Raw genomic sequence first — 19362 nt, forward strand, 5'->3', positions numbered from 1 at the left:
GTTATGCGGCGGTTCGGGACCGCTCGATCCCAGTCTAGAGAACGTGTCAACAAAGTTGACAGGGTTTTTCCCGGGACCTTCAGATTGAGCGAGGGCCGCTGCGGCGTGTAACTTAGGCAAGGCTTACCAAGCCTGGATGTCCTTCCCACAGCACCCCACGAAAGGAGCGCCCGTGCGCGCCTCCCGTCTCATCGCCGTCGGCATCGCCGCGGCCCTGACCGGTTCCCTTGCCGCCTGCTCGTCGTCGACGGATGCCGACACGATCCAAGCCGAGTCCGACGGTGGCTTCCCCGTCACGATCGAGCACGCCTACGGCGAGACCGTGATCGAGCAGCAGCCCGAGCGGGTGGCAACCGTCGCCTGGGCCAACCACGAGGTGCCGCTGGCGCTGGGTGTCGTGCCCGTGGGCATGAGCAAGGCCACGTGGGGTGACGACGACGGCGATGGCGTCCTGCCCTGGGTCGAGGACCGACTCGAGGAGCTCGGTGCCCAGACGCCCGTCCTGTTCGACGAGACCGATGGTCTGGACTTCGAGGCGATCGCTGACACGCAGCCCGATGTCATCCTCGCTTCCTACTCGGGTCTCACGCAGGAGGACTACGACACGCTGTCGAAGATTGCGCCGGTCGTCGCCTACCCCGAGGTCGCCTGGGGCACCTCCTACGAGGACATGATCCGCGTGAACTCCGCCGCGCTGGGTCTGTCGGCCGAGGGCGACGAGCTCATCGACGACCTGCACGCCAAGGTCGAGACCGCCGTCTCGAACAACCCCGAGCTCGATGGCGCACGCGTGCTGTTCAGCTACATCGATCCGGCCGACTTCAGCCAGATCGGCTTCTACACGAGCCACGACACCCGTCCCGGCTTCCTCGAGAGCATCGGATTCCCCGTCCCCGAGATCGTCGCCGAGGAGTCGGCCGCGACCGATGCGTTCTACACGACGGTGAGCGCGGAGGATGCCGACCGCTTCGCCGACGTCGATGTCTTCGTGACCTACGGCGAGGCCGACGGCGCGATCATCGACCAGCTGCAGTCCGATCCGCTGCTGTCGCAGATCCCCGCGATCGCGAACGGCTCGATCGTGGTTCTCGAGAACAGCACGCCGCTGGCGGCCTCGGCCAACCCGTCGCCGCTGTCGATCGGCTGGGGCATCGACGATTACTTCGAGCTGCTGGCCTCGGGAGTCGCTGGACAGCAGTGACCACCCTCCACGCGCCCGCACCGGTACCGGCCGTCGCCTCGCTGCGACGGTCGGTATCGGTGCGTGTCGTGTGGGTCATCACGGGGATCGGCGTGCTCGCCGCGCTCGCGGTCGCATCCGTTGCGTTCGGGGTGGCAGATGTCAGCGCCGGCGACGTGGTCGCGGGGCTCACGGGCGACGTGTCGACGATCGAATCGGCAGCGGTGGTCAAACGGATGCCGCGCACGGCGCTGGCGATCCTGGTCGGTGCCGCCCTCGCCCTGGCGGGTGCGAGCATGCAGGCCGTCACGCGTAATCCGCTCGCCGACCCCGGCATCCTGGGAGTCCTGAGCGGTGCCGCACTCGCGGTCGTCGCCGGCCTCGCCTTCTTCGGGATCATGGACCCGTACGGGCAGATGGGGCTGGCGATCGTCGGAGCAGCCGCCGCGGCGGTGTTCGTCTACGCGGTCGGGTCTCTCGGGCGCGGGGGAGCGACACCGCTCAAGCTCGCGCTCGCGGGGGCTGCGACCTCCGCTGCGCTCGCGTCGCTGGTGAGCGCGATCCTGCTCCCTCGCATCGACGTCATGTCGACGTTCCGCTTCTGGCAGATCGGTGGCGTCGGCGGCGCCGAGTGGGATCGCGTCGCGGTCGTCGCGCCCGTGCTGCTGGTCGGTGCGGTCATCGTGTTCGCGACCGCGCGGGGCATGGACTCCCTCGCCCTCGGCGACGACCTGGCGGCGGGGCTGGGCGAACACGTCACCCGCACGCGGCTCGTATCCTCGGCAGGGGCCGTCATCCTGTGCGGTGCGGCCACCGCGATCGCCGGTCCGATCGGGTTCGTCGGACTCGTCGTCCCGCACGGCGTGCGCATGCTCATCGGTTCCGACCACCGCTGGCTGCTCCCGCTGTCGGCGATCGGTGGGGCAGCTCTTCTGCTTGCCGCCGACATCATCGGTCGGCTGGTCGCCAAGCCCGAAGAGATCGAGGTCGGCATCATCACGGCGCTCATCGGCGCCCCCCTGTTCATCTGGATCGTCCGACGCCAGAAGGTGCGCGAGCTGTGACCGCCACCGCGACACCCACCCCGACCGTGTCGGCCATCGCCCTCGGTCGCCGCTCCCGCCGGCGGCGATGGAGCACGACCACCGGCATCCTCGCGCTGCTCGTGCTGACCGTGATCGCCGTGAGCACGATGGTCGGGCACACCTTCTACTCGCCGCAGGAAGTGCTGCGCGTCATCCTCGGCGACACGGTGCCCGGGGCATCCTTCACCGTCGGGGAACTGCGTCTGCCGCGGGCCATGCTTGCGCTCTTCGCCGGCTTCGCCTTCGGGATGGCGGGTGTCACGTTCCAGACGATGCTGCGCAACCCGCTTGCCTCGCCGGATGTCATCGGCATCAGCGCCGGCGCGAGCTTCGCGGCGGTCACGGGCATCATCGTCTTCTCGCTGAGCGATCTGGCCGTCTCGGTCGTCGCACTCGTGGGGGCCCTCGTCACGGCCACGGCGATCTACCTGCTCGCCGACCGCCGAGGGTTCGCGGGGGCACGGCTCATCCTGATCGGTATCGGCATCGCGGCGATGATCGACAGTCTCATCGCCTACCAGCTCTCGGGAGCGGCCGAGTGGGATCTGCAGGCGGCGATGCAGTGGCTCGCGGGAAGCCTCAACAACGCTTCCTGGGAACGTCTCGTGCCGCTGGCGATCGTGATGCTGCTCGTGGTCCCGGTCATGCTCGCTCGCAGCGCCGACCTCGATGTGCTCCGACTCGGCGACGACTCAGCCGCAGCCCTCGGGGTGCGGGTCGCGCCCACGCGCATGCTGCTCATCATCGGTGCGGTCATCCTCCTCGCGTTCGCCACTGCGGCGACCGGGCCGATCGCGTTCGTCGCCTTCATGGCAGGGCCCATCGCCGCGCGGCTGCTCGGACCCGGCTCGTCCCTCCTGCTTCCTGCGGGGCTCGTCGGTGCGCTGCTCGTGCTCGTGGCCGACCTCGTCGGTCAGTTCGCCTTCGCGTCGCGCTACCCGGTGGGCGTGATCACCGGCATCCTGGGCGCCCCCTACCTCGTCTATCTGTTGGTGCGCACGCACCGGTCGGGAGGATCTCTGTGAACCCGCTGCCCGTCACCGCTCCCGTCCGAGAACCGGACGTCTCTCGCGAGGTCCCGCCGATGAATGTCGCCGCCGAGCCCGCACCGGATGCCTCCCGCGACGCCGCTCCCGCGCCCGCCATCGAGGCCGCGGGCACGGCCGCCACGCATCGCCTGGCCGCCGAGGGTCTCTCGCTTGCGTACGGTGACCGCCTTGTCGTCTCAGAGCTGGATCTGCAGATCCGTGCGGGGGCGATCACGACGATCGTCGGAGCCAACGGATGCGGCAAGTCGACGCTGCTACGCGCGTGTGCCCGGCTGCTTCCGCCCCGGGCTGGCCGCGTCGTGCTCGACGGACGCGAGATCCATCGCACCCCCACGAAGCAGATCGCGCGCGAGATCGGTCTGCTCCCGCAGAACTCCGTCGCGCCGGAAGGTATCGCGGTCGCCGACCTCGTCGGCCGTGGGCGGCATCCTCACCAGCGGATGCTTGCCCGGTGGAGTCCGCGTGACTACCAGGTCGTCGCGGAGTCCCTGGAGGCGACCGACATCGCGGATCTTGCCGACCGCTGCGTCGACGAACTGTCGGGTGGGCAGCGTCAGCGCGTCTGGATCGCCATGGCGTTGGCGCAAGAGACCGACATCCTGCTGCTCGATGAGCCGACGACTTACCTGGACGTTGCGCACCAGATCGAGGTGCTGGACCTGCTGACCGACCTCAACCGCAGCCGCGGCACGACGATCGTCATGGTGCTCCACGACCTCAATCTGGCCGCGCGCTACGCCGACGAGCTCGTCGCCATGAAGGACGGCCAGGTCCATGCCTCGGGAGCGCCCGATGTCGTCGTCACCGAGGCCCTCGTCCGAGACGTGTTCGGGATGGACAGTCGTGTCATCCCCGATCCGGTCTCGGGTTCACCCGTCGTCATGCCCATCGGGAGGCATCATGTCCGTCGCTGAAACCATCGTCCTCGACGCCCCACCGTTCGTGGTGGCGCGTGCCGCCGTGAGCGCGATCGACCGGGTCTCGCCGAGCTTCGTGCGCGTCACCTTCACCGGGTCGGATCTCGACGAGTTCGGCGACCCGGATCGGATCCTCGACCAGCGCATCAAGCTCATCTTCCCGCCGAGCTCCGGGCGCCTGCCCGATCTGACCCATCCGGACGGCGACTGGTGGTCGGTGTTCCTCGCCGTGCCCGAAGAGGAGCGCGGGTCGATGCGCACCTACTCGATCCGGGAGCTGCGCGTCGAGGAGGGCGGCACCTCGGTCGTCATCGACTTCGTGCTTCACCTCGAACCGGGATTTACCGGTCCCGCGTCGTCGTGGGCCAGTCAGGCATCCGTCGGGGATGAGCTGCTGATCGTCGGTCCCCGCCGGGGCCGCCCGGCCGGGGGCGGGATCGAGTACGCGCCGGGGAGCGCGCGCGAGATCCTGCTCGCCGGAGACGAGACTGCAGCGCCGGCGATCGCCCGCATCCTCGAGGACATCGATCGGGATGCCGTCGGATGCGCGGTCATCGAGGTTCCGTACGCCGACGACGTGCTCGCGATCGATGCGCCGGCCGGTGTCGAGGTTCGGTGGGTCGCTCGGGAGGGCGCTCCGAACGGTTCGCGGCTGATTCCCGACGTTCTCGGATACCTGGGTGCGACGGCCACGGTGACCGTGATGGATGACGGGACCGAGGAGCTGCTCTGGGAGACGCCGGTCTACTCGGGGTCAGGTGAGGACCTGGACGCTCCCGTCGAGGCGATCGACCGCTATTTCTGGATCGCGGGGGAGAGCTCGGTCGTCACGACGCTGCGCCGCCATTTGGTGAAGGATCTCGGCATCCATCGCTCGCAGGTCGCGTTCATGGGCTACTGGCGCCGCGGCGTCGCCATGCGCGGCTGAGTCGCGGGGGCCTGAGTCGCGGGGGCCTGAGTCGCGGGGGAGTCAGGCGGGGAGTGCCGCTTCGATCGCCTCGATGACCTCGGGCGCATCGGGCAGGGTGCGCGGGCTGAAGCGCCACACGCGGCCGTCGGGGCTGATGACGAACTTCTCGAAGTTCCAGCTGATCTTGCCCGCCTTGCCGTCGGCGCCCGGGACGGTCGTCAGCTGCTGGTAGATCGGGTGCGCGTTCTTGCCGTTGAGCTTGACCTTCTCGGTCATCGGGAACGTCACGCCCCAGGTGGCGGAGCAGTACTCGGCGATCTTCTCTTCCGAGCCGAGCTCCTGCAGGAACTGGTTGCTCGGGAAGCCAATCACCGTGAACCCGCGCTCGCCGTAGGTGCGCTGCAGCTCCTCGAGCTGCTCGTACTGCGGGGCGAGGCCGCAGCGCGAGGCGACATTGACGACGAGCGCCGCCTTGCCGCCGGTGAGCGCGCCGAACGTGGTCTTTTCGCCGCGCAGGGTCGTGACGGGGATGTCGGAGAGGTCCATGGTGGGGTCCTTTCGGGGGAGCGGTCAGGCGGATCGAAGCTCGGGGCGGTCTGCGCTGGTGAGGTTGTCGCGTAGATCGTGAAGCGAACTGATGAGGCTGTGCGCAGCATCCGGTTCCATCTTCATCGCGTCGGCCACGCACCCCGCGACGCGGTGCAGGGACGCTTGCAGATCCGCGGATGCCTCGGTCGCCGTCACCATCACGGTGCGCCGGTCGCCGGCCGGGCGGAAGCGTTCGACGAGCCCTGCGGATTCGAGGCGGTTGACGAGTCCGGTGATCGTGCTGGCGTCGAGGTGGAGTTCGGCGGCGATGCGCCCCGGGCTGGTCGATTCGTCACGCCACAGGATGCCGAGCACCAGCAGCTGCTGATACGTCACGCCCCACGGCGCGAGCAGATCGCGGTAGAGCTGCACGGTGGCCTGCGCGGCGGAGTACACCGCGAAGCACACGGAATCCTCGAGGGTCACGGTGGGCTGGGTCACGCGAGAAGCTTTGCATGCAAGTTATTGGGATGCAAGGTAGTGAGCTTCCGATTCCGAGACTTTCCGGCCCCTCTGGGTGCCCCCGTGAATCAGTAGTGATCTCGCGCCTGCAGTATGACGATGTGGTCATCGGTCACGTAATAGACGAGCCGGTTCTTGTCGTCGATACGACGAGACCAGGCGCCTGAAAGAACGTGACGAAGCGGTTCGGGCTTTCCGATGCCCTCGAACGGATCACGAACGACATCCGCGATCAGCAGGTTGATCCGCTTCAGCGTCCTGCGGTCCTGTGTCTGCCAGTAGACGTAGTCCTCCCACCCGTTCGGGTCGAAGGCAAGCGATCGCGTCACGCCTCGAGGAGGTCGTGCTGCTCAAACTCTCCGCGACGTGCACGCTCCACGGCGTCCAGCAGTCGCTCCGCGTTCGCAGGGTTACGCAGGAGGTAGGCAGTCTCGGTCAGTGCGTCGAAGTCATCCTTGGACATGATCACGGCGTTGCCGCGGCGAGAGACGACCTCAACGGTCGTGTGGTCCTCGTTGACCTGCTGAATCAGCCCGAACAGGCTTTTTCGCGCTTCGCTCGCGGTGATGGCGGACATGGCTGCGACCCTTTCGGATGAGTAGTACGTAAAACGGTACCACTCTGGCGTTCAGTCGAGGGCCGTTCATCGCGCAGTCGGTCGCGACTTGCGCAAGGTGATCCCGCCGCTCATCCCTACTCGGCGGGCTTGCGTCTAGCGCCCCTCCCACCCTTCCGCAGTTCCCGTTCGAGGTCAGCGTCCGGGAAACCGCCTATCGGGCCCATAAGCCCCGGCGGCACCCGTCGTCGGGCCTACCCAGGGCCGAGAGGCCCACCCAACTCGCCAGGGCATACATTGGCCAGACGTGCCCGATTGCTGTCTTCAGGCATCCCGAATGGCATATCGGTGCATCGTCACGCCACCGGCGTAGGTCGCCTGCTCGAGCAGCTCCAGCCCCACCGGCGCGCTCACCTCATCGAACAGCGGGCGTCCCGAACCGAGGATGACCGGATGTGTGAACAGCAGCACCTCATCGAGCAATCCGGCCGCAAGAAGTTGCGTCGCGACATCGGCTCCGCCCACGCCGATGTCACCGCTCGAACTGGCGCGTAGCTCGCCCAGCCGCTCGATGGCGTCATCCCCGCCGAACACCGTCGTGTTGTACGGCGCCTCGGTGCGTGAGTGCGAGACCAAGATCTTCGGCTTGTCGGTCCAGATGTGGCCGTAGTCCCGGTACACCTGCGGGAACTTGGTGTTCTCGCGCGCCGCGGGCCAGAAGTTCTCCATCGTCTCGAAGACTTTGCGGCCCTGCACCATCATCGTGAGTGCCTCGGCGCGCACGTTGAACTCCTCGTGCAGCTCGTCGCCGATGCTCATCCAGTCGCCGCCGCCCTGCTCGTCGTGCGCGTGCTCGATGAACAGGTCGAGCGAGACGTTCATCCAATACACGAAGCGGGCGGGCATGCATCCTCCTCGTCGCGGCGGTCTGCACAGTCCACCACGCCGGGTGGTGTCGGTGCGAGGGGGTAGTTTTCGAGGATGGTCGCCCACAACGACAAGCCCGTGCTGCACGTCGACTCCGTCGAGGAATGGGAGCAGTGGCTGGATGCCGATCCCAGCCCCGACGGCGTGCGACTGCGCCTGCGCAAGACGGCCACGCGCAAGCCCGGCATCACCTACGCCGACGCGCTGGATGTCGCGCTGTGCTTCGGCTGGATCGACGGACAGAAGCAATCACTGGATGCCGACTACTTCCTGCAGGCGTTCACCCCGCGCCGGCCCCGCAGCCTCTGGTCAAAGATCAACATCGCGCACGTCACCCGCCTGATCGACGAAGGACGGATGCGGCCCGCGGGCCAGCGCGAGATCGACCGCGCGAAGGCCGACGGTCGGTGGGATGCCGCCTACCGTCAGAGCGATGGCGATATCCCTCCCGAGTTGCAGGCGGCGCTGGATGCCGACCCGAAGATCGCCGCCGCGTTCGCCGCCCAGTCCGCCCAGAACCGCTTCGCGATGTCGTTTCGCGTGGGCAACCTCAAGCGGCCAGAGTCACGTGCCGCCCGCGTCGCCGAGTACGTCCGGATGCTCGAACAAGGGGAGACGCTCCACTGAGTGCGACGAGTGGGCCCCTGCGCTCAGATCCATGCGCGCGCGTCGTGTGACCATGTTCTTCCGGTGACCTCACCTCGCAGCACCGGGTCAAGGAAGGAACCGATGAGGGCGACCGCGCGTTCCACGGTGCGGTAGTCGGCGCATGCCGGTATGGGTCCAGCATCCCGCGCGTACCGTCGTCCCCACGCTGCCGGCACGGTGAAGCGCTCAGGCAGTGTGAGCCCACGTGCTCGAGCCTCTGCGACGAGGGCTCGCCGGAGCTTGTCTGCGCTCACATCCTCGGTTGTCGTCAGTACGACAAGGTCGACGAGATCCCACTCGCGGCTTGACGGTCTGCCTCCGTAGTGCGCTAGCGTCGCGCAGACCTTATCGGCGATCTGATCGACGATCGGATACAGGCGGTAGTCGTGGCTCGGCAGCTTCGGGATGTCGAGTCCGTTGGCGGGCGACGTCACAGTCGGTTCGTCAGTGATGACGATGTTGATGACGAGATCAACGCTCAGGCTGCCGCGCTTGTTTGCGCCTACGTAGACGTCAAAGCTGACGTGATAGCCCTCGGCATACGGCTGCTGGCCACCGACCGCGTCGCCGTGTTCTCTGTACTCGAAGCGGAAGAAGTCGCCAAGGTCGATGGCTGCCAGCCGTCGGAGATCGGCGAGGGCGCCGTCGAGCGAGTGGTCGGCGCGAAACAGGTCAATGTCTTTCGTTGCGCGAGCGGACCCCACCCGCGCGAGGAGGCCGGTGCCGCCCTTGAGCACCCATCCTGACTCACCTGCCTCAGAGAAGATTCGGCTGAGGAAGCGGCGGAAGTACTCCTGCGCGATCAGATCGCCGATCGTCGTTGACGGGTCGCCCGCTGCGGTCCTTCGTGCGGCTTCGCGGATCGCCGACTCTACGCTTGCAGCGGAGGCGTACCGCTCCTCAGTCACCTTTGCTCCGTGTCGGCGGGAGAGGCCTCGATCTGCTTCGCTCGTTGGGCTAGCGCTGCCCAGTTCACTGAGCTGATCACTTCACTTAGCCGCGAGTCGACCGCGGCCGCAGCTGCCGCTATCGACTCAGCAGGAATGTCAAGCACGGGTAGCGACGGCATCACGATCTTGGTGAGCTTCTCGGCGAGTTCAGCGTGTTGCTGGTTCACGGTTTCGAGCATCGCTCGAAATTCAGGGCCTTCGAAGAGTGCTGACGTGTCGATCGTGGCCAGATAGTCGCGAGCGACGAGCGCCGCCAGATCCGGCATCCGCATAATCTGTTTCGAGAGGCTGCCGAGGTCGATGTGCGCGACTTCGAGCAGTTCCTCAAGCAGGGCAGCGCCGTCTCCCTTCGCGTGTCCATTTCGCTCAGCGAGGGGGGCGAGCATCTCGGTGAGTCGATCGGTGTCGAGTCGGGACGTGCGCGCGGCATCCCGGAGAGCATCCCCAATGTGGTCGAGCTGCGCGCGCTGCTCGACGAGATCAGCGATGGTGCGCTCTACGGTCATGACCGGCAGACCCTCCCGAACGGTGGACTCGTCGGGTGTCAGCATCCGAGTTCGGTAGCGAACATCGGGACGCTGGGTCTGCTTTCGAGATGGGGTTGTGAACTCGCTGCGTGTGGCCCGGAAGTTTCCGATGCCGTGCAGCGTGGCCGCCGATTCACCCGCGATCACGACCGCGGGCGGCTTGTCTTGAAGTCGATCCCAGGCAAGGCGCGCGGGTTCGGAAGCTAGCCACGCCGCGCGCAGTTCGTCGTGGTCGCCCCCGGGTGCACCGGCATCCTTGTAGACCCCGTGCGACAGCCGCACGAGGTCTCCGGACTCAGCGAGGCGCGTGAGGTTCATGTGGCTCACGCCGCGCGCATTGGCCTGAGCCGAGGTGATCATGCCCCACTGGGACTCTGACACCTCCGCCAGAACCCTGAGCGCTTCGCGTGATCGCATGCTTGGATTCTAACGTCCATATGGTTAGTTTCCAAGCTCTGATTCTGTGTCGTTCGAGACGACGATCAAACTCAGCGCTGGCTCTTCACCCGTTGCTCCGGATCAGTCCCCGCCGACGCGGGCGGCGTTGAAGGCATCCCTGATCGGATGGGTGTCATAGACGATGTGCAGTCTCTCGACGAGGCCGGCTTCGTTGAGTTCGGCGACGTCGACGACCGTGAAGGGCGCGGGTTTTCCCGTGGAGAGGATCCAGTCGAAATCGAACCAGAAGCTCACGATCGTGCGCCCCTCGGTCGATCCGGTCATGGTGGTCCGCAGCGTCAGCCGTGAGCTGGCGGTGTCGGCGAACAGGACGGGATAGAACTCCGCGGCGGGCATCGTGCCATAGAGGGGAGACTCGACGATCCCATCGGGCGTGAAAAGCGCGATCACGCGATCGGCATCCGCAGCCTCAAGGCTCGCGAGGTACTCATTCACCAGGTGGTCGACATCCGCCCGTATCCCGTCGTCGTGCACAGCCATGGCTCGACACTAGCGAGCGCCGAAGTCGACGGGACCACTCACGCCGCGGGGACCATGGTCCCTATATGTGGTCTGACCACAATGCCACGATGGTGTCAGGACGAAGGCGTGGACACCGGGTCCATGCCAGGTAGGAGGATCCGATGTCCACCACCATCGATGCACTCGTCGCACGAGCACAAGATGCTCTGGCCGAGTACGCGTCGTTCACGCAGGAGCAGATCGACCACATCGTGCGCAAGGCATCGGTGGCAGCTCTCCACCACCACGGCGAACTGGCCGTCATGGCCGTCGAAGAGACCGGTCGCGGCCTCTTCGAAGACAAGGCCGTCAAGAACATGTTCGCGTGCGAGCACGTGACGCACTCGATCATCAAGCAGCGCACCGTCGGCGTCATCAGCCACGACGAGATCACGGGCATCACCGAGATCGCCGACCCCGTCGGCGTCGTCGCGGGCATCACGCCGGTGACCAACCCGACCTCGACCGCGATCTTCAAGTCCCTCATTGCGCTGAAGACCCGCAACCCGATCGTCTTCGCGTTCCACCCGTCAGCGCAGAAGTGCTCGGTGGCCGCAGCGACGATCGTTCGGGATGCCGCGGTCGCGGCCGGCGCGCCCAAGAACTGCATCCAGTGGATCGCGGAGCCCTCGCTCGAGGCATCCGGCGAACTGATGAACCACCCCGGCGTCGCGCTTATCCTCGCCACCGGCGGCAACGCCATGGTGCGCGCCGCGTACTCCTGCGGCAAGCCCGCCCTGGGTGTGGGCGCCGGAAACGTGCCCGCCTTCATCGAGCGGTCCGCCAAGGTCGGCCGCGCCGTCAACGACGTCGTGCTGTCCAAGGCGTTCGACAACGGCATGGTGTGCGCGTCCGAGCAGGCCGTCATCCTCGACGAGCCGATCGCCGCCGAGGCGCTGGCCGAGTTCACCCGCCTGCACGCCTACATGGTCAACGCCGACGAAAAGCGCAAGCTCGAAGAGTTCATCTTCGGTGTCCACGCCAACGCCAAGAACTGCGGCGAGGCCAAGCTCAACGCCAAAGTCGTCGGCCAGTCCCCGGTGTGGATCGCCGAGCAGGCCGGCTTCACGGTCCCCGAAGACACCTCGGTGATCCTCGCCGAGTGCGCCGTCGTCGGACCCCAGGAGCCCCTCACGCGCGAGAAGCTGGCACCCGTGCTCGCGGTGCTGCGCGCCAAGAACGCCGAAGAGGGCATCTCGCTGTCCGAGCAGATGGTCAACTTCGACGGCCTCGGCCACTCCGGTGCGATCCACAGCAACGACCAGAGCGTCATCGACGAGTTCGCCAAGCGCGTCCGCGCGGTGCGCATCATCGAGAACGCGCCTTCTGCCCTCGGTGGCATCGGCGACATTTACAACGCGTTCATGCCGTCGCTGACCCTCGGCTGCGGTTCCTACGGACGCAACTCCGTCTCCAACAACGTCTCGGCGGTGAACCTCGTGAACGTCAAGCGCGTCGGCCGGCGCAACAACAACCTGCAGTGGTTCAAGGTTCCGGCCAAGACCTACTTCGAGCCCAACGCCATCCGCTACCTCATCGACATGAAGGGCGTCGAGCGGGTCACGATCGTCACGGATGCCACGATGACCAACCTCGGCTTCGTCGACAAGGTCATCGACGTCCTGAACCGTCGTCCCGGACGCGTGCACCTGCAGATCATCGACCAGGTGCTGCCCGAGCCGAAGCTCTCCACGGTGCAGGCCGGTGCCGCCGAGATGCGCGCGTTCAACCCTGACACGATCATCGCGCTCGGTGGGGGATCTCCGATGGATGCCGCCAAGGTCATGTGGCTGCTCTACGAGAACCCCGACGTGCAGTTCTCCGACATGCGCGAGAAGTTCTTCGATGTCCGCAAGCGCGCGTTCAAGTTCCCCGACCTCGGCAAGAAGGCCAAGCTCGTCTGCATCCCGACGACCTCGGGCACGGGTTCGGAGATGACGCCGTTCGCGGTGATCACCGATGACGAGACGGGCATGAAGTACCCGCTCGCCGACTACGCGCTCACCCCGTCGGTCGCGATCATCGACCCGGTGCTCACCGCAGCACTGCCGGCGAAGGTCGTGGCGGATGCCGGATTCGACGCCCTCACGCACGCCACCGAGGCGTACGTGTCGGTCTACGCGAACGACTACACCGACGGCCTGTCGCTGCACGCGATCAAGCTCATCTTCGAGAACATCGAACGCAGCGCCAAGGCCCGCCCCGGCAGCACGGACCCCGCCGACATCCAGGCCCGCGAAAAGATGCACAACGCGGCATCCATCGCCGGCATGGCCTTCGGCAACGCGTTCCTCGGGATCGTGCACGCGATGGCCCACGTCACCGGATCGAAGTTCCACCTGATCCACGGACGCACCAACGCCATCTACCTGCCGCACGTCATCCGCTACAACGGCCGGGTCCCGTCCAAGCTGACGAGCTGGCCGAAGTACGAGCGCTACGTCGCTCCCGAGCGGTTCCAGCAGATCGCGCAGCACCTCGGGCTCAAGGCATCGACGCCCGAGGAGGGCGTGGAGTCCTACGCTCGCGCGGTCGAGAAGCTGCGTGACGCGGTCGGTATCGAGCGCTCCTTCCAGGCGCAAGGCGTCTCGGAGGCGGCCTTCATCGGCCGGCTCGACGAGCTCGCGATGGCAGCCTACGAAGACCAGTGCGCACCGGCCAACCCCCGGATGCCGATGCTCGCCGACATGAAGACCCTCATGGAGGCGGCGTACTACGGGACCTCGTTCGACGAGGTCCGTGCCCACCGCGGCGAGGTCGCGGTTGCGGGAGAAACCACGGCAGAGGCCCCCGCAGCCCCGGTCGCCGGGCGCCGCGCGTAGTACGAGATCACCGAATCCCCGCCGGGTCGCGTTTCCCGGCGGGGATTCGGCGTGCGTGCCCCCCGCTATTCGGCCACGAGGGGAGCGTTATCCGCCCGGTGTCGGTTCGGGCGCCGCGATCCGTGCGCTGCCCCCGCCGATCACATCGCCATCGGCATCCATCGCTCGAACGCCCACGTACGCGCCCAGTGAGCCGGTGTCGGGGATCGGAATCTCGGTCTCGAATCCCTCGCGCGGCACGCGTGCGATCTCGACCGCGGACGCCTCGTCCGCTCCGCTGACCAGCTGCCATGACGACACGTCGGTCGCGCCGTTCCAGGACGCGAACACACTGGCCGTCGAGCCATTCTCGATCAGCTGCGCGTCGGGCGCAGTGGCGGGCGTCGCCGTCCACGGCGAGGCGTAGACCCGGTAGCTGGTTCCGGCCGTGAAGGTCGCGTCGTAGACGAGGTCGCCGTCGCGATCGAACTCGGAATAGAAGGGCTGCGAGCCCCATCCGATCACGATGTTTCCGTTCGGAAGCTCCTGAAGGTTGCCCTGGGTCGCCGAGAGCCGATCATCCGGCGGCAGATACTCCGCGACCGCCGACGCCGTCATCGCCTCCTCGTCGAGGGCGAGCCGCAGACCTCGTGACCTGTCGGCATCCGCTTCCGACTGATTGTCGAAGAGGGTGATCGTGCCATCGGCCCGGCGCTGAGCGTCATGCTGCCACGCGAACTGGGTGTCGGCATCCATCGTGAAGTCGCTGTCTCGCCCACCCAGCCGCCAGTCGACGGTCGCGGTCGCTCGATCGAGGCGATACACGGTGCCCGTGTTCCGGGCCGACACCAGCAGTCCGTCTCCGTCGAGCGAGACCCCGTTCAGGTGGATGTAGTCGTACGGCTCCGTGCGGGTGCCGCCCCCTTCGGGGAGCTCGTGCACCGACTCCGTCACCGGCACCTCGTCCAGCGACGCCCAGTCGAACACGACCTCACCTGTGGCGATGTCGACCTCCTGCACGTGACCCTCGAGGACGTAGCCGTCGCGCGGACCCCCGACCGCCGTGAGATCGGCGGGTGCGGTCACATAGGCCAGCAGCAGCATCGTGCCCTGCGGAGTGATCGTCGTCTCGTGCATGTCCGCATTCCCCGGCCCGAGGGGGTCCGCGGTCGTCACGCGCCCGATCTCCGAATAGGTGTCATCCAGGATGACGATCTCGCCGCGCCCGTGAAAGCCCGAGCGACCCACCCAGTACGTCAGGACCGGCTCGCCCTGGTGCTGCTGTACACGAAGGTCGAACGCCGAGTTCTCGCCGGTGTTGGCGATCCACACCGGGTTGCCCTCGGCATCCACGATCATCGCCCCCTGCATCGCCGACCCGCGGTCGAGGTCCTTCGGGCCGAGGAAGGCGTACATGTCGTCCCGCACGAGACTGGCCGCATCGTCGGCAGTGCTCACCGTCACGATCGGGGGAGTGAGGTCTGGCCGGCTCACGAACGACCATGCGTCAGCCGGCGTGACATCGGCGTCATCGTCGCCGCCAGAAGCCCTCTCCCCGGCGCATCCGGCGAGCGCGAGCGTCACCGCGACCGCGAGCCCGGCACCGGTGAGGGTTGTGTGACGCGTCATCCCGGGAGTGTCCCACGGGATCCCGCGCAGACGCCCGTCGCTGAGAGGACTCTCACGCAGCAGCCGCGCCCCGCACCTCAGAGCAGGTTGACGGTTCCGATCGTGACGAGTACTGCCCCGACGAGCGCGACCGACAGGTTGAGCACCAGGGAGGAGTTCGCGACCAGCCAGTCGCTCAAGCGCTCCAAGCGGGGCCGCACCGACCGGCTCCCGAACACATACGCGAGCACGAGCGCGGCGACCGTGGAGGCGGCGGCGGCCGTGAAGACCAGCACCGCGAGGCTGCTGCCGACGATGTCGAGGGAGGCCGACCCGATCGCCAGGCCCGCGGCCAGCGCGATCGTGAGGTTCTTGGGCCGAGCGTTCATCGCGAGTCCGAACACGAACGCCCGGCGCGGCCCGACGTGATCCATCGCCTTGGTCCACGACGGCGGATCCGTCGGAACCGGTCGCCGACGGTCGGCAATCGCCCGCCAGATCCCCGCGACCACCAGCCCCACGCCCAGGGCCAGCTCGACGACATGAGCCCACGGCGGCATCTGCTCCCGTGTCGACGGCGGGATCAGGCGAGCGGCGAACGAGAAGAGCGTGACCAGCACGAGGACGCCCGACGACCACCCGGCCAGGTATCCGACGCTGGCCGGGATCGGCCTCGGTGAGAGCAGCAGCAGCACGACTGCGAGGATCGGGAACAGGCTCAATGCGGCGGCCATGCCCAAGGGCACGACGTACCAGAGAACCGAGACCACGCTTCGACTCTAGAGCCGAGCGCGCGCTGTCAGGGAACGATCAGGACGGGCGCGTTGAGGTTCATGAGCACGTCGTGGACGACGCTCGAGATGTTCGGCGGCGCCTCGGTGTGACCGCGGCCGATGACGAGCATCGCTGCATCCACGGATGCCGTCAGCAGCGCCGGGGCGACGTTGTCGGCGACCACTCGCGAACTGAGATCCAGGTGGGGAATGTCGATGAGAGCGCGCGCGCTGGCGCGGGCGACGACATCCCTCGCGGCCGACGCGCGATACTCGCCGTTGCTCGACGATTCCTCGTGGGGAACCGGGGGACGTGCGTGGATGAGGACCAGCTGCTGGTCGGCACGCGCCGCCTCGCGTGCGCCCTGCATGAGCGCCGCATCCGACGACGGCGACCCGGTGACCCCGACGACGACGCCGTGCCGCCCTTCGAGCGGCAGGTTGGGCACCACGACCACGGCCGAACGCGCGGCAGCGACGACGTAGACGGATGCCGCGCCGAACGCGCGTCCGCGCAAGAACCCGGTCCGGTGGGAGCCGACGATGAGCAGATCGTGCGGGCGAGCGGCGCCCGACAGCACGCTCGGCGCCCGCCCGTGCACGAGCTCGGTCTGGACGTGGGGAGCTCCGGCCTGAACGGCCCGTCGACGAGAGGCATCCAAGACATGGATGCCGCGCCGCTGGGCGTCTGCCATGTAATCGTCCCCGGCAACACCCCAGGTGTCGTCGATGACGTGAACGAGCAGCAGCTCACTCCCGTGATCGACAGCGTAGGAGATCGCCCAGGAGAGCGCTCCAGCACTGGGACCTGAACCGTCGACACCGACGACGAGTCGGTCGTACGGAGACACCCGCCAGAGCACGTCGTGCGCCCGGTCGCTCCTCGCAGCGGCCTCCGACGAGTCCACCTGCGGGTCGTGGATTGAATTCCGCATCCGCCTGCACCTCCTGTCATCCCAGCTTCGGTGCCGCCCGGCGGTCGCCACAGGGCCGAAGGTCCCGCGCTAGAATCCAGGCGAGAGAGCCAACGGACAGGGACGGTGGGGCCGGTGGCCGATATCGAGGCGAGACTTCGCAGCCTGTTGGCAGCGAACGCCGCCGTGGTCAGTCAGCTGGAACTGTCTGCGGTGCTCCGACGGATCGTGGAGTCTGCGGTCGAACTGGTGGGGGCGCGCTACGGCGCGCTCGGAGTCATCGGGCCCGACGGCATGCTCGAAGAGTTCATCCACGTGGGGCTGAGCACCGAGGCGGCCGACGCGATCGGGCCGCCACCGCGTGGCCGGGGCGTCCTGGGCGCCCTCATCCACGATCCCCACCCCATTCGGCTGGAGCACATCGGTCGGGATCCGCGATCAGTCGGATTCCCCCGCAACCATCCCCGAATGGACAGCTTCGTCGGCGTCCCGATCCGCGTGCGAGGCGAAGTCTTCGGCAACCTGTACCTCACCGAGCACCCCGATGGGGCGTTCACCGAGGAAGACACCGAGCTCCTCGAGGCCCTCGCGGCAACCGCCGGTATCGCGATCGACAACGCGCGTCTGTACGAGGACTCCGTGCGGCGTGAGCGGTGGGCGGCTGCGGCGGCGGAAATGAGCGCCGCCATGTTCTCGGACGAGACCGGCCGGCCGCTGCAACTGCTCGCCGACAAGATCCTCCAGCTCACGGATGCCGCAACCGTCCTGGTGATCTCCTCGATCAGCGAGACGATGATGTGCGTCGACGTGGCCCGAGGACAGCATGCCGACGATCTCACCGGTGCCGTGCTTCCGATGGCGGGCAGCCTCGCGGGCCGCGTGTTCGACAGCTGGCAACCGCTGCAAGTCAGCGGCGACACTGTCGAACTCGGCGACGAGCTCATGGCGTGGGGGCCGACAGCCGTCGTGCCGATGCTCGGTGCCGCCGGCGCCCCGATGGTGCTCGCGGTGGGTCGCCCGGTCGGCGCGGCGCGTTTCACCGAGAAGGATGTCGATCTCGCTGCCGACCTCGCCGCCCAAGCCACGATCGCGCTCGAGCTGGCGCGCGGGCGCTCGGACCGTCAGGCGCTGGCGCTCATGGACGAGCGCGGCCGCATCGCCCGCGACCTTCACGATCACGTCATCCAGCGCCTGTTCGGTGCGGGGCTGTCGATCCAGGCGGTCGCGGGGCGAATCGCCGACCCGTCGGCCAAAGGCGAGTTGGCGGCACAGGTCGACGCGCTGGATGCCGCTATCGCAGAGATCCGCACCGTGATCTTCGCGCTGCGCGAGCGGCACGTCGCGGCGGGGTCCGTGCGGCACCGCATCGTGGATGCGATCAGCGAATTGTCGCCGTCGTTCGCTGAGGCGCCCCGCCTGGTGTTCCAGGGGCCGCTGGATCTGCGCACCCCCGCCGACGTCGCGGACGACGTCGTGGCCGTCGTCCGCGAGGGAGTCAGCAACGTCGCCCGTCACGCGCAGGCGCGAGAGGCATCTGTCAGCGTCGGCATCACCGACGAGATGCTGATCGTCGAGATCCTCGACGACGGCGTCGGCGTGCCGGAGGCGCCGACCAGACGCAGCGGTGTCGGTAACCTTGAGCATCGCGCCGCGCGGTGGAACGGCGAATTCGTGCTCACCGGCCGTGACGGCGGCGGCACCCGCTTACGGTGGGCGGTGCCCTTGGCGCAGGGAGAGACGACATGATCCGAGTTTTCGTGCTCGATGACCACGAGATCGTCCGCCGCGGTGTCGTCGATCTCATCGACGGCGAGCGCGACATGGAAGTCATCGGCGAAGCATCCACGGCCCGGCAGGCGCTCGGCCGGATCGCCGCGACGATGCCGGATGTCGCGGTTCTCGACATGCGGCTTCCCGATGGCAGCGGCATCGACGTGTGCCGCGACATCCGCTCGAAGCATCCGAGCGTCACCTGCCTCATCCTCACGGCATACGACGACGACGAAGCCGCCTACTCGGCGGTGCTGGCGGGAGCGTCCGGGTACGTCCTCAAGGACATCAAGGCCAACGGTCTGCTCGAGGGCATCCGCGCCGTCGCCTCGGGCAAGAACCTGCTGTCGTCGGCAGCGGCCACGCGCGTGCGCGAGCAGGCGCGCGAGACCCGCACGAGCACGCCCGGTGTGGACCTCACCGATCGCGAACGCCAGGTGCTCGAACTGATCGCCGAAGGATTGACCAACCGGCAGATCGGCGAACGCCTGGACCTCATGGAGAAGACGGTCAAGAACTATGTGACCGGGCTGCTGCGCAAGCTCGGCATGGAACGGCGCACCCAGGCTGCCGTCTACGCCACGTCACTTCGTACACAGTGACGCGGGCACAGTGAGGCCGTCGCGGCGCCCGGTGACGAGTCGGGCGCCGCGACGGCATGCGTGGGGGAGGCTCGCAGATCGACGGCGGGCCCTCTGCACCAGGTTCGGGTGATCCGCCGGATACCTCTCCCCACG

20 protein-coding genes are annotated in these 19362 nt (G+C 67.5%); 9 read left to right on the forward strand and 11 right to left on the reverse strand.

Features of this window, described 5'->3' with window-relative positions:
* The first annotated feature begins 172 nt into the window (after window positions 1–172).
* The 5 genes from ACSGC5_RS05990 to ACSGC5_RS06010 are packed head-to-tail and all read left to right on the forward strand — an operon-like array spanning window position 173 to window position 5159.
* Window positions 173–1201 (forward strand): iron-siderophore ABC transporter substrate-binding protein, encoded by a 1029-nt coding sequence (locus tag ACSGC5_RS05990; RefSeq protein ID WP_434969702.1) that lies wholly within the window; start codon window positions 173–175, stop codon window positions 1199–1201.
* Window positions 1198–2244, forward strand: a complete 1047-nt coding sequence (locus tag ACSGC5_RS05995) for a FecCD family ABC transporter permease (RefSeq protein WP_434969703.1) — start codon at window positions 1198–1200, stop codon at window positions 2242–2244. The genes ACSGC5_RS05990 and ACSGC5_RS05995 overlap by 4 nt, the downstream gene beginning before the upstream one ends.
* Window positions 2241–3290 carry a FecCD family ABC transporter permease gene (locus tag ACSGC5_RS06000; protein ID WP_434969705.1) on the forward strand — a complete coding sequence of 350 codons (1050 nt, stop codon included), beginning with the start codon at window positions 2241–2243 and terminating at the stop codon, window positions 3288–3290. The genes ACSGC5_RS05995 and ACSGC5_RS06000 overlap by 4 nt, the downstream gene beginning before the upstream one ends.
* On the forward strand, window positions 3287–4228 hold the full coding sequence (locus ACSGC5_RS06005) for an ABC transporter ATP-binding protein (protein ID WP_434969706.1): 942 nt from the start codon (window positions 3287–3289) through the stop codon (window positions 4226–4228). The genes ACSGC5_RS06000 and ACSGC5_RS06005 overlap by 4 nt, the downstream gene beginning before the upstream one ends.
* Window positions 4215–5159, forward strand: a complete 945-nt coding sequence (locus tag ACSGC5_RS06010; RefSeq protein WP_434969707.1) for a siderophore-interacting protein — start codon at window positions 4215–4217, stop codon at window positions 5157–5159. Before ACSGC5_RS06005 ends, ACSGC5_RS06010 begins: the two co-directional genes overlap by 14 nt.
* Window positions 5160–5201: 42 nt before the next feature.
* Here the strand turns inward: ACSGC5_RS06010 and ACSGC5_RS06015 are convergent, their stop codons facing one another.
* The 5 genes from ACSGC5_RS06015 to ACSGC5_RS06035 all read right to left on the reverse strand — a co-directional run bounded on the left by ACSGC5_RS06015 (window position 5202) and on the right by ACSGC5_RS06035 (window position 7653).
* Window positions 5202–5687, reverse strand: a complete 486-nt coding sequence (locus ACSGC5_RS06015) for a glutathione peroxidase (protein ID WP_434969708.1) — start codon at window positions 5685–5687, stop codon at window positions 5202–5204.
* A gap of 24 nt (window positions 5688–5711) precedes the next feature.
* Window positions 5712–6170: a MarR family winged helix-turn-helix transcriptional regulator gene (locus ACSGC5_RS06020; protein ID WP_434969709.1), complete on the reverse strand. Its 459-nt coding sequence runs from the start codon at window positions 6168–6170 to the stop codon at window positions 5712–5714.
* Between the two features lie 89 nt (window positions 6171–6259).
* On the reverse strand, window positions 6260–6520 hold the full coding sequence (locus tag ACSGC5_RS06025; protein ID WP_434969710.1) for a Txe/YoeB family addiction module toxin: 261 nt from the start codon (window positions 6518–6520) through the stop codon (window positions 6260–6262).
* Complete coding sequence (locus ACSGC5_RS06030) at window positions 6517–6768, reverse strand: type II toxin-antitoxin system Phd/YefM family antitoxin (RefSeq protein ID WP_434969711.1); 252 nt, start codon at window positions 6766–6768, stop codon at window positions 6517–6519. The genes ACSGC5_RS06025 and ACSGC5_RS06030 overlap by 4 nt, the downstream gene beginning before the upstream one ends.
* A gap of 303 nt (window positions 6769–7071) precedes the next feature.
* Window positions 7072–7653 carry a dihydrofolate reductase family protein gene (locus ACSGC5_RS06035; protein WP_434969712.1) on the reverse strand — a complete coding sequence of 194 codons (582 nt, stop codon included), beginning with the start codon at window positions 7651–7653 and terminating at the stop codon, window positions 7072–7074.
* 75 nt (window positions 7654–7728) lie between these two features.
* Between ACSGC5_RS06035 and ACSGC5_RS06040 the strand changes: the two genes are divergently transcribed.
* Window positions 7729–8301: a YdeI/OmpD-associated family protein gene (locus tag ACSGC5_RS06040; protein ID WP_434969713.1), complete on the forward strand. Its 573-nt coding sequence runs from the start codon at window positions 7729–7731 to the stop codon at window positions 8299–8301.
* 23 nt (window positions 8302–8324) lie between these two features.
* Here ACSGC5_RS06040 and ACSGC5_RS06045 read toward each other — a convergent pair whose 3' ends face one another.
* The 3 genes from ACSGC5_RS06045 to ACSGC5_RS06055 form a co-directional block, all read right to left on the reverse strand.
* Window positions 8325–9230 carry a nucleotidyl transferase AbiEii/AbiGii toxin family protein gene (locus tag ACSGC5_RS06045; RefSeq protein WP_434969714.1) on the reverse strand — a complete coding sequence of 302 codons (906 nt, stop codon included), beginning with the start codon at window positions 9228–9230 and terminating at the stop codon, window positions 8325–8327.
* Window positions 9227–10216, reverse strand: coding sequence for a type IV toxin-antitoxin system AbiEi family antitoxin domain-containing protein (locus tag ACSGC5_RS06050; protein WP_434969715.1), 990 nt, complete (start codon window positions 10214–10216; stop codon window positions 9227–9229). The genes ACSGC5_RS06045 and ACSGC5_RS06050 overlap by 4 nt, the downstream gene beginning before the upstream one ends.
* A gap of 102 nt (window positions 10217–10318) precedes the next feature.
* Window positions 10319–10738 carry a nuclear transport factor 2 family protein gene (locus ACSGC5_RS06055; RefSeq protein WP_434969716.1) on the reverse strand — a complete coding sequence of 140 codons (420 nt, stop codon included), beginning with the start codon at window positions 10736–10738 and terminating at the stop codon, window positions 10319–10321.
* A 143-nt stretch (window positions 10739–10881) separates the two neighbouring features.
* On the opposite strand from ACSGC5_RS06055, the gene adhE reads away from it, so the two are divergent.
* The gene (adhE, locus tag ACSGC5_RS06060) at window positions 10882–13581 is read left to right on the forward strand and encodes a bifunctional acetaldehyde-CoA/alcohol dehydrogenase (RefSeq protein WP_434969717.1); all 2700 of its coding nucleotides are present in this window, start codon (window positions 10882–10884) and stop codon (window positions 13579–13581) included.
* Window positions 13582–13668: 87 nt separating this feature from the next.
* On the opposite strand, the gene ACSGC5_RS06065 is transcribed toward adhE, so the two are convergent.
* The 3 genes from ACSGC5_RS06065 to ACSGC5_RS06075 all read right to left on the reverse strand — a co-directional run bounded on the left by ACSGC5_RS06065 (window position 13669) and on the right by ACSGC5_RS06075 (window position 16876).
* Entirely contained in the window at window positions 13669–15189 is a 1521-nt protein-coding gene (locus ACSGC5_RS06065) for an arylsulfotransferase family protein (RefSeq protein WP_434969719.1), read from the reverse strand.
* A 77-nt stretch (window positions 15190–15266) separates the two neighbouring features.
* A complete protein-coding gene (locus ACSGC5_RS06070) occupies window positions 15267–15938 on the reverse strand; it encodes a GAP family protein (protein WP_434969720.1) in 672 nt (223 codons plus the stop codon).
* Between the two features lie 29 nt (window positions 15939–15967).
* Window positions 15968–16876: a universal stress protein gene (locus ACSGC5_RS06075; RefSeq protein WP_434969721.1), complete on the reverse strand. Its 909-nt coding sequence runs from the start codon at window positions 16874–16876 to the stop codon at window positions 15968–15970.
* 114 nt (window positions 16877–16990) lie between these two features.
* Between ACSGC5_RS06075 and ACSGC5_RS06080 the strand changes: the two genes are divergently transcribed.
* On the forward strand, window positions 16991–18601 hold the full coding sequence (locus ACSGC5_RS06080) for a GAF domain-containing sensor histidine kinase (protein WP_434969722.1): 1611 nt from the start codon (window positions 16991–16993) through the stop codon (window positions 18599–18601).
* Complete coding sequence (locus ACSGC5_RS06085; protein WP_434969723.1) at window positions 18598–19227, forward strand: response regulator; 630 nt, start codon at window positions 18598–18600, stop codon at window positions 19225–19227. The genes ACSGC5_RS06080 and ACSGC5_RS06085 overlap by 4 nt, the downstream gene beginning before the upstream one ends.
* The last annotated feature ends 135 nt before the right edge of the window (window positions 19228–19362 follow it).

This window comes from Microbacterium sp. bgisy207 (assembly GCF_965345035.1).
GTDB lineage: Bacteria > Actinomycetota > Actinomycetes > Actinomycetales > Microbacteriaceae > Microbacterium.

What these genes read in the sequence shown, in the direction of transcription:
- ACSGC5_RS06010 (WP_434969707.1), top strand. Translation starts at nt 4,215, where the DNA reads ATGTCCGTCGCTGAAACCATCGTCCTCGACGCCCCACCGTTCGTGGTG.
- ACSGC5_RS06015 (WP_434969708.1), bottom strand. Translation starts at nt 5,687, where the DNA reads ATGGACCTCTCCGACATCCCCGTCACGACCCTGCGCGGCGAAAAGACC.
- ACSGC5_RS06030 (WP_434969711.1), bottom strand. Translation starts at nt 6,768, where the DNA reads ATGTCCGCCATCACCGCGAGCGAAGCGCGAAAAAGCCTGTTCGGGCTG.
- ACSGC5_RS06035 (WP_434969712.1), bottom strand. Translation starts at nt 7,653, where the DNA reads ATGCCCGCCCGCTTCGTGTATTGGATGAACGTCTCGCTCGACCTGTTC.
- ACSGC5_RS06040 (WP_434969713.1), top strand. Translation starts at nt 7,729, where the DNA reads ATGGTCGCCCACAACGACAAGCCCGTGCTGCACGTCGACTCCGTCGAG.
- ACSGC5_RS06050 (WP_434969715.1), bottom strand. Translation starts at nt 10,216, where the DNA reads ATGCGATCACGCGAAGCGCTCAGGGTTCTGGCGGAGGTGTCAGAGTCC.
- ACSGC5_RS06055 (WP_434969716.1), bottom strand. Translation starts at nt 10,738, where the DNA reads ATGGCTGTGCACGACGACGGGATACGGGCGGATGTCGACCACCTGGTG.
- adhE (WP_434969717.1), top strand. Translation starts at nt 10,882, where the DNA reads ATGTCCACCACCATCGATGCACTCGTCGCACGAGCACAAGATGCTCTG.
- ACSGC5_RS06065 (WP_434969719.1), bottom strand. Translation starts at nt 15,189, where the DNA reads ATGACGCGTCACACAACCCTCACCGGTGCCGGGCTCGCGGTCGCGGTG.
- ACSGC5_RS06075 (WP_434969721.1), bottom strand. Translation starts at nt 16,876, where the DNA reads ATGCGGAATTCAATCCACGACCCGCAGGTGGACTCGTCGGAGGCCGCT.
- ACSGC5_RS06085 (WP_434969723.1), top strand. Translation starts at nt 18,598, where the DNA reads ATGATCCGAGTTTTCGTGCTCGATGACCACGAGATCGTCCGCCGCGGT.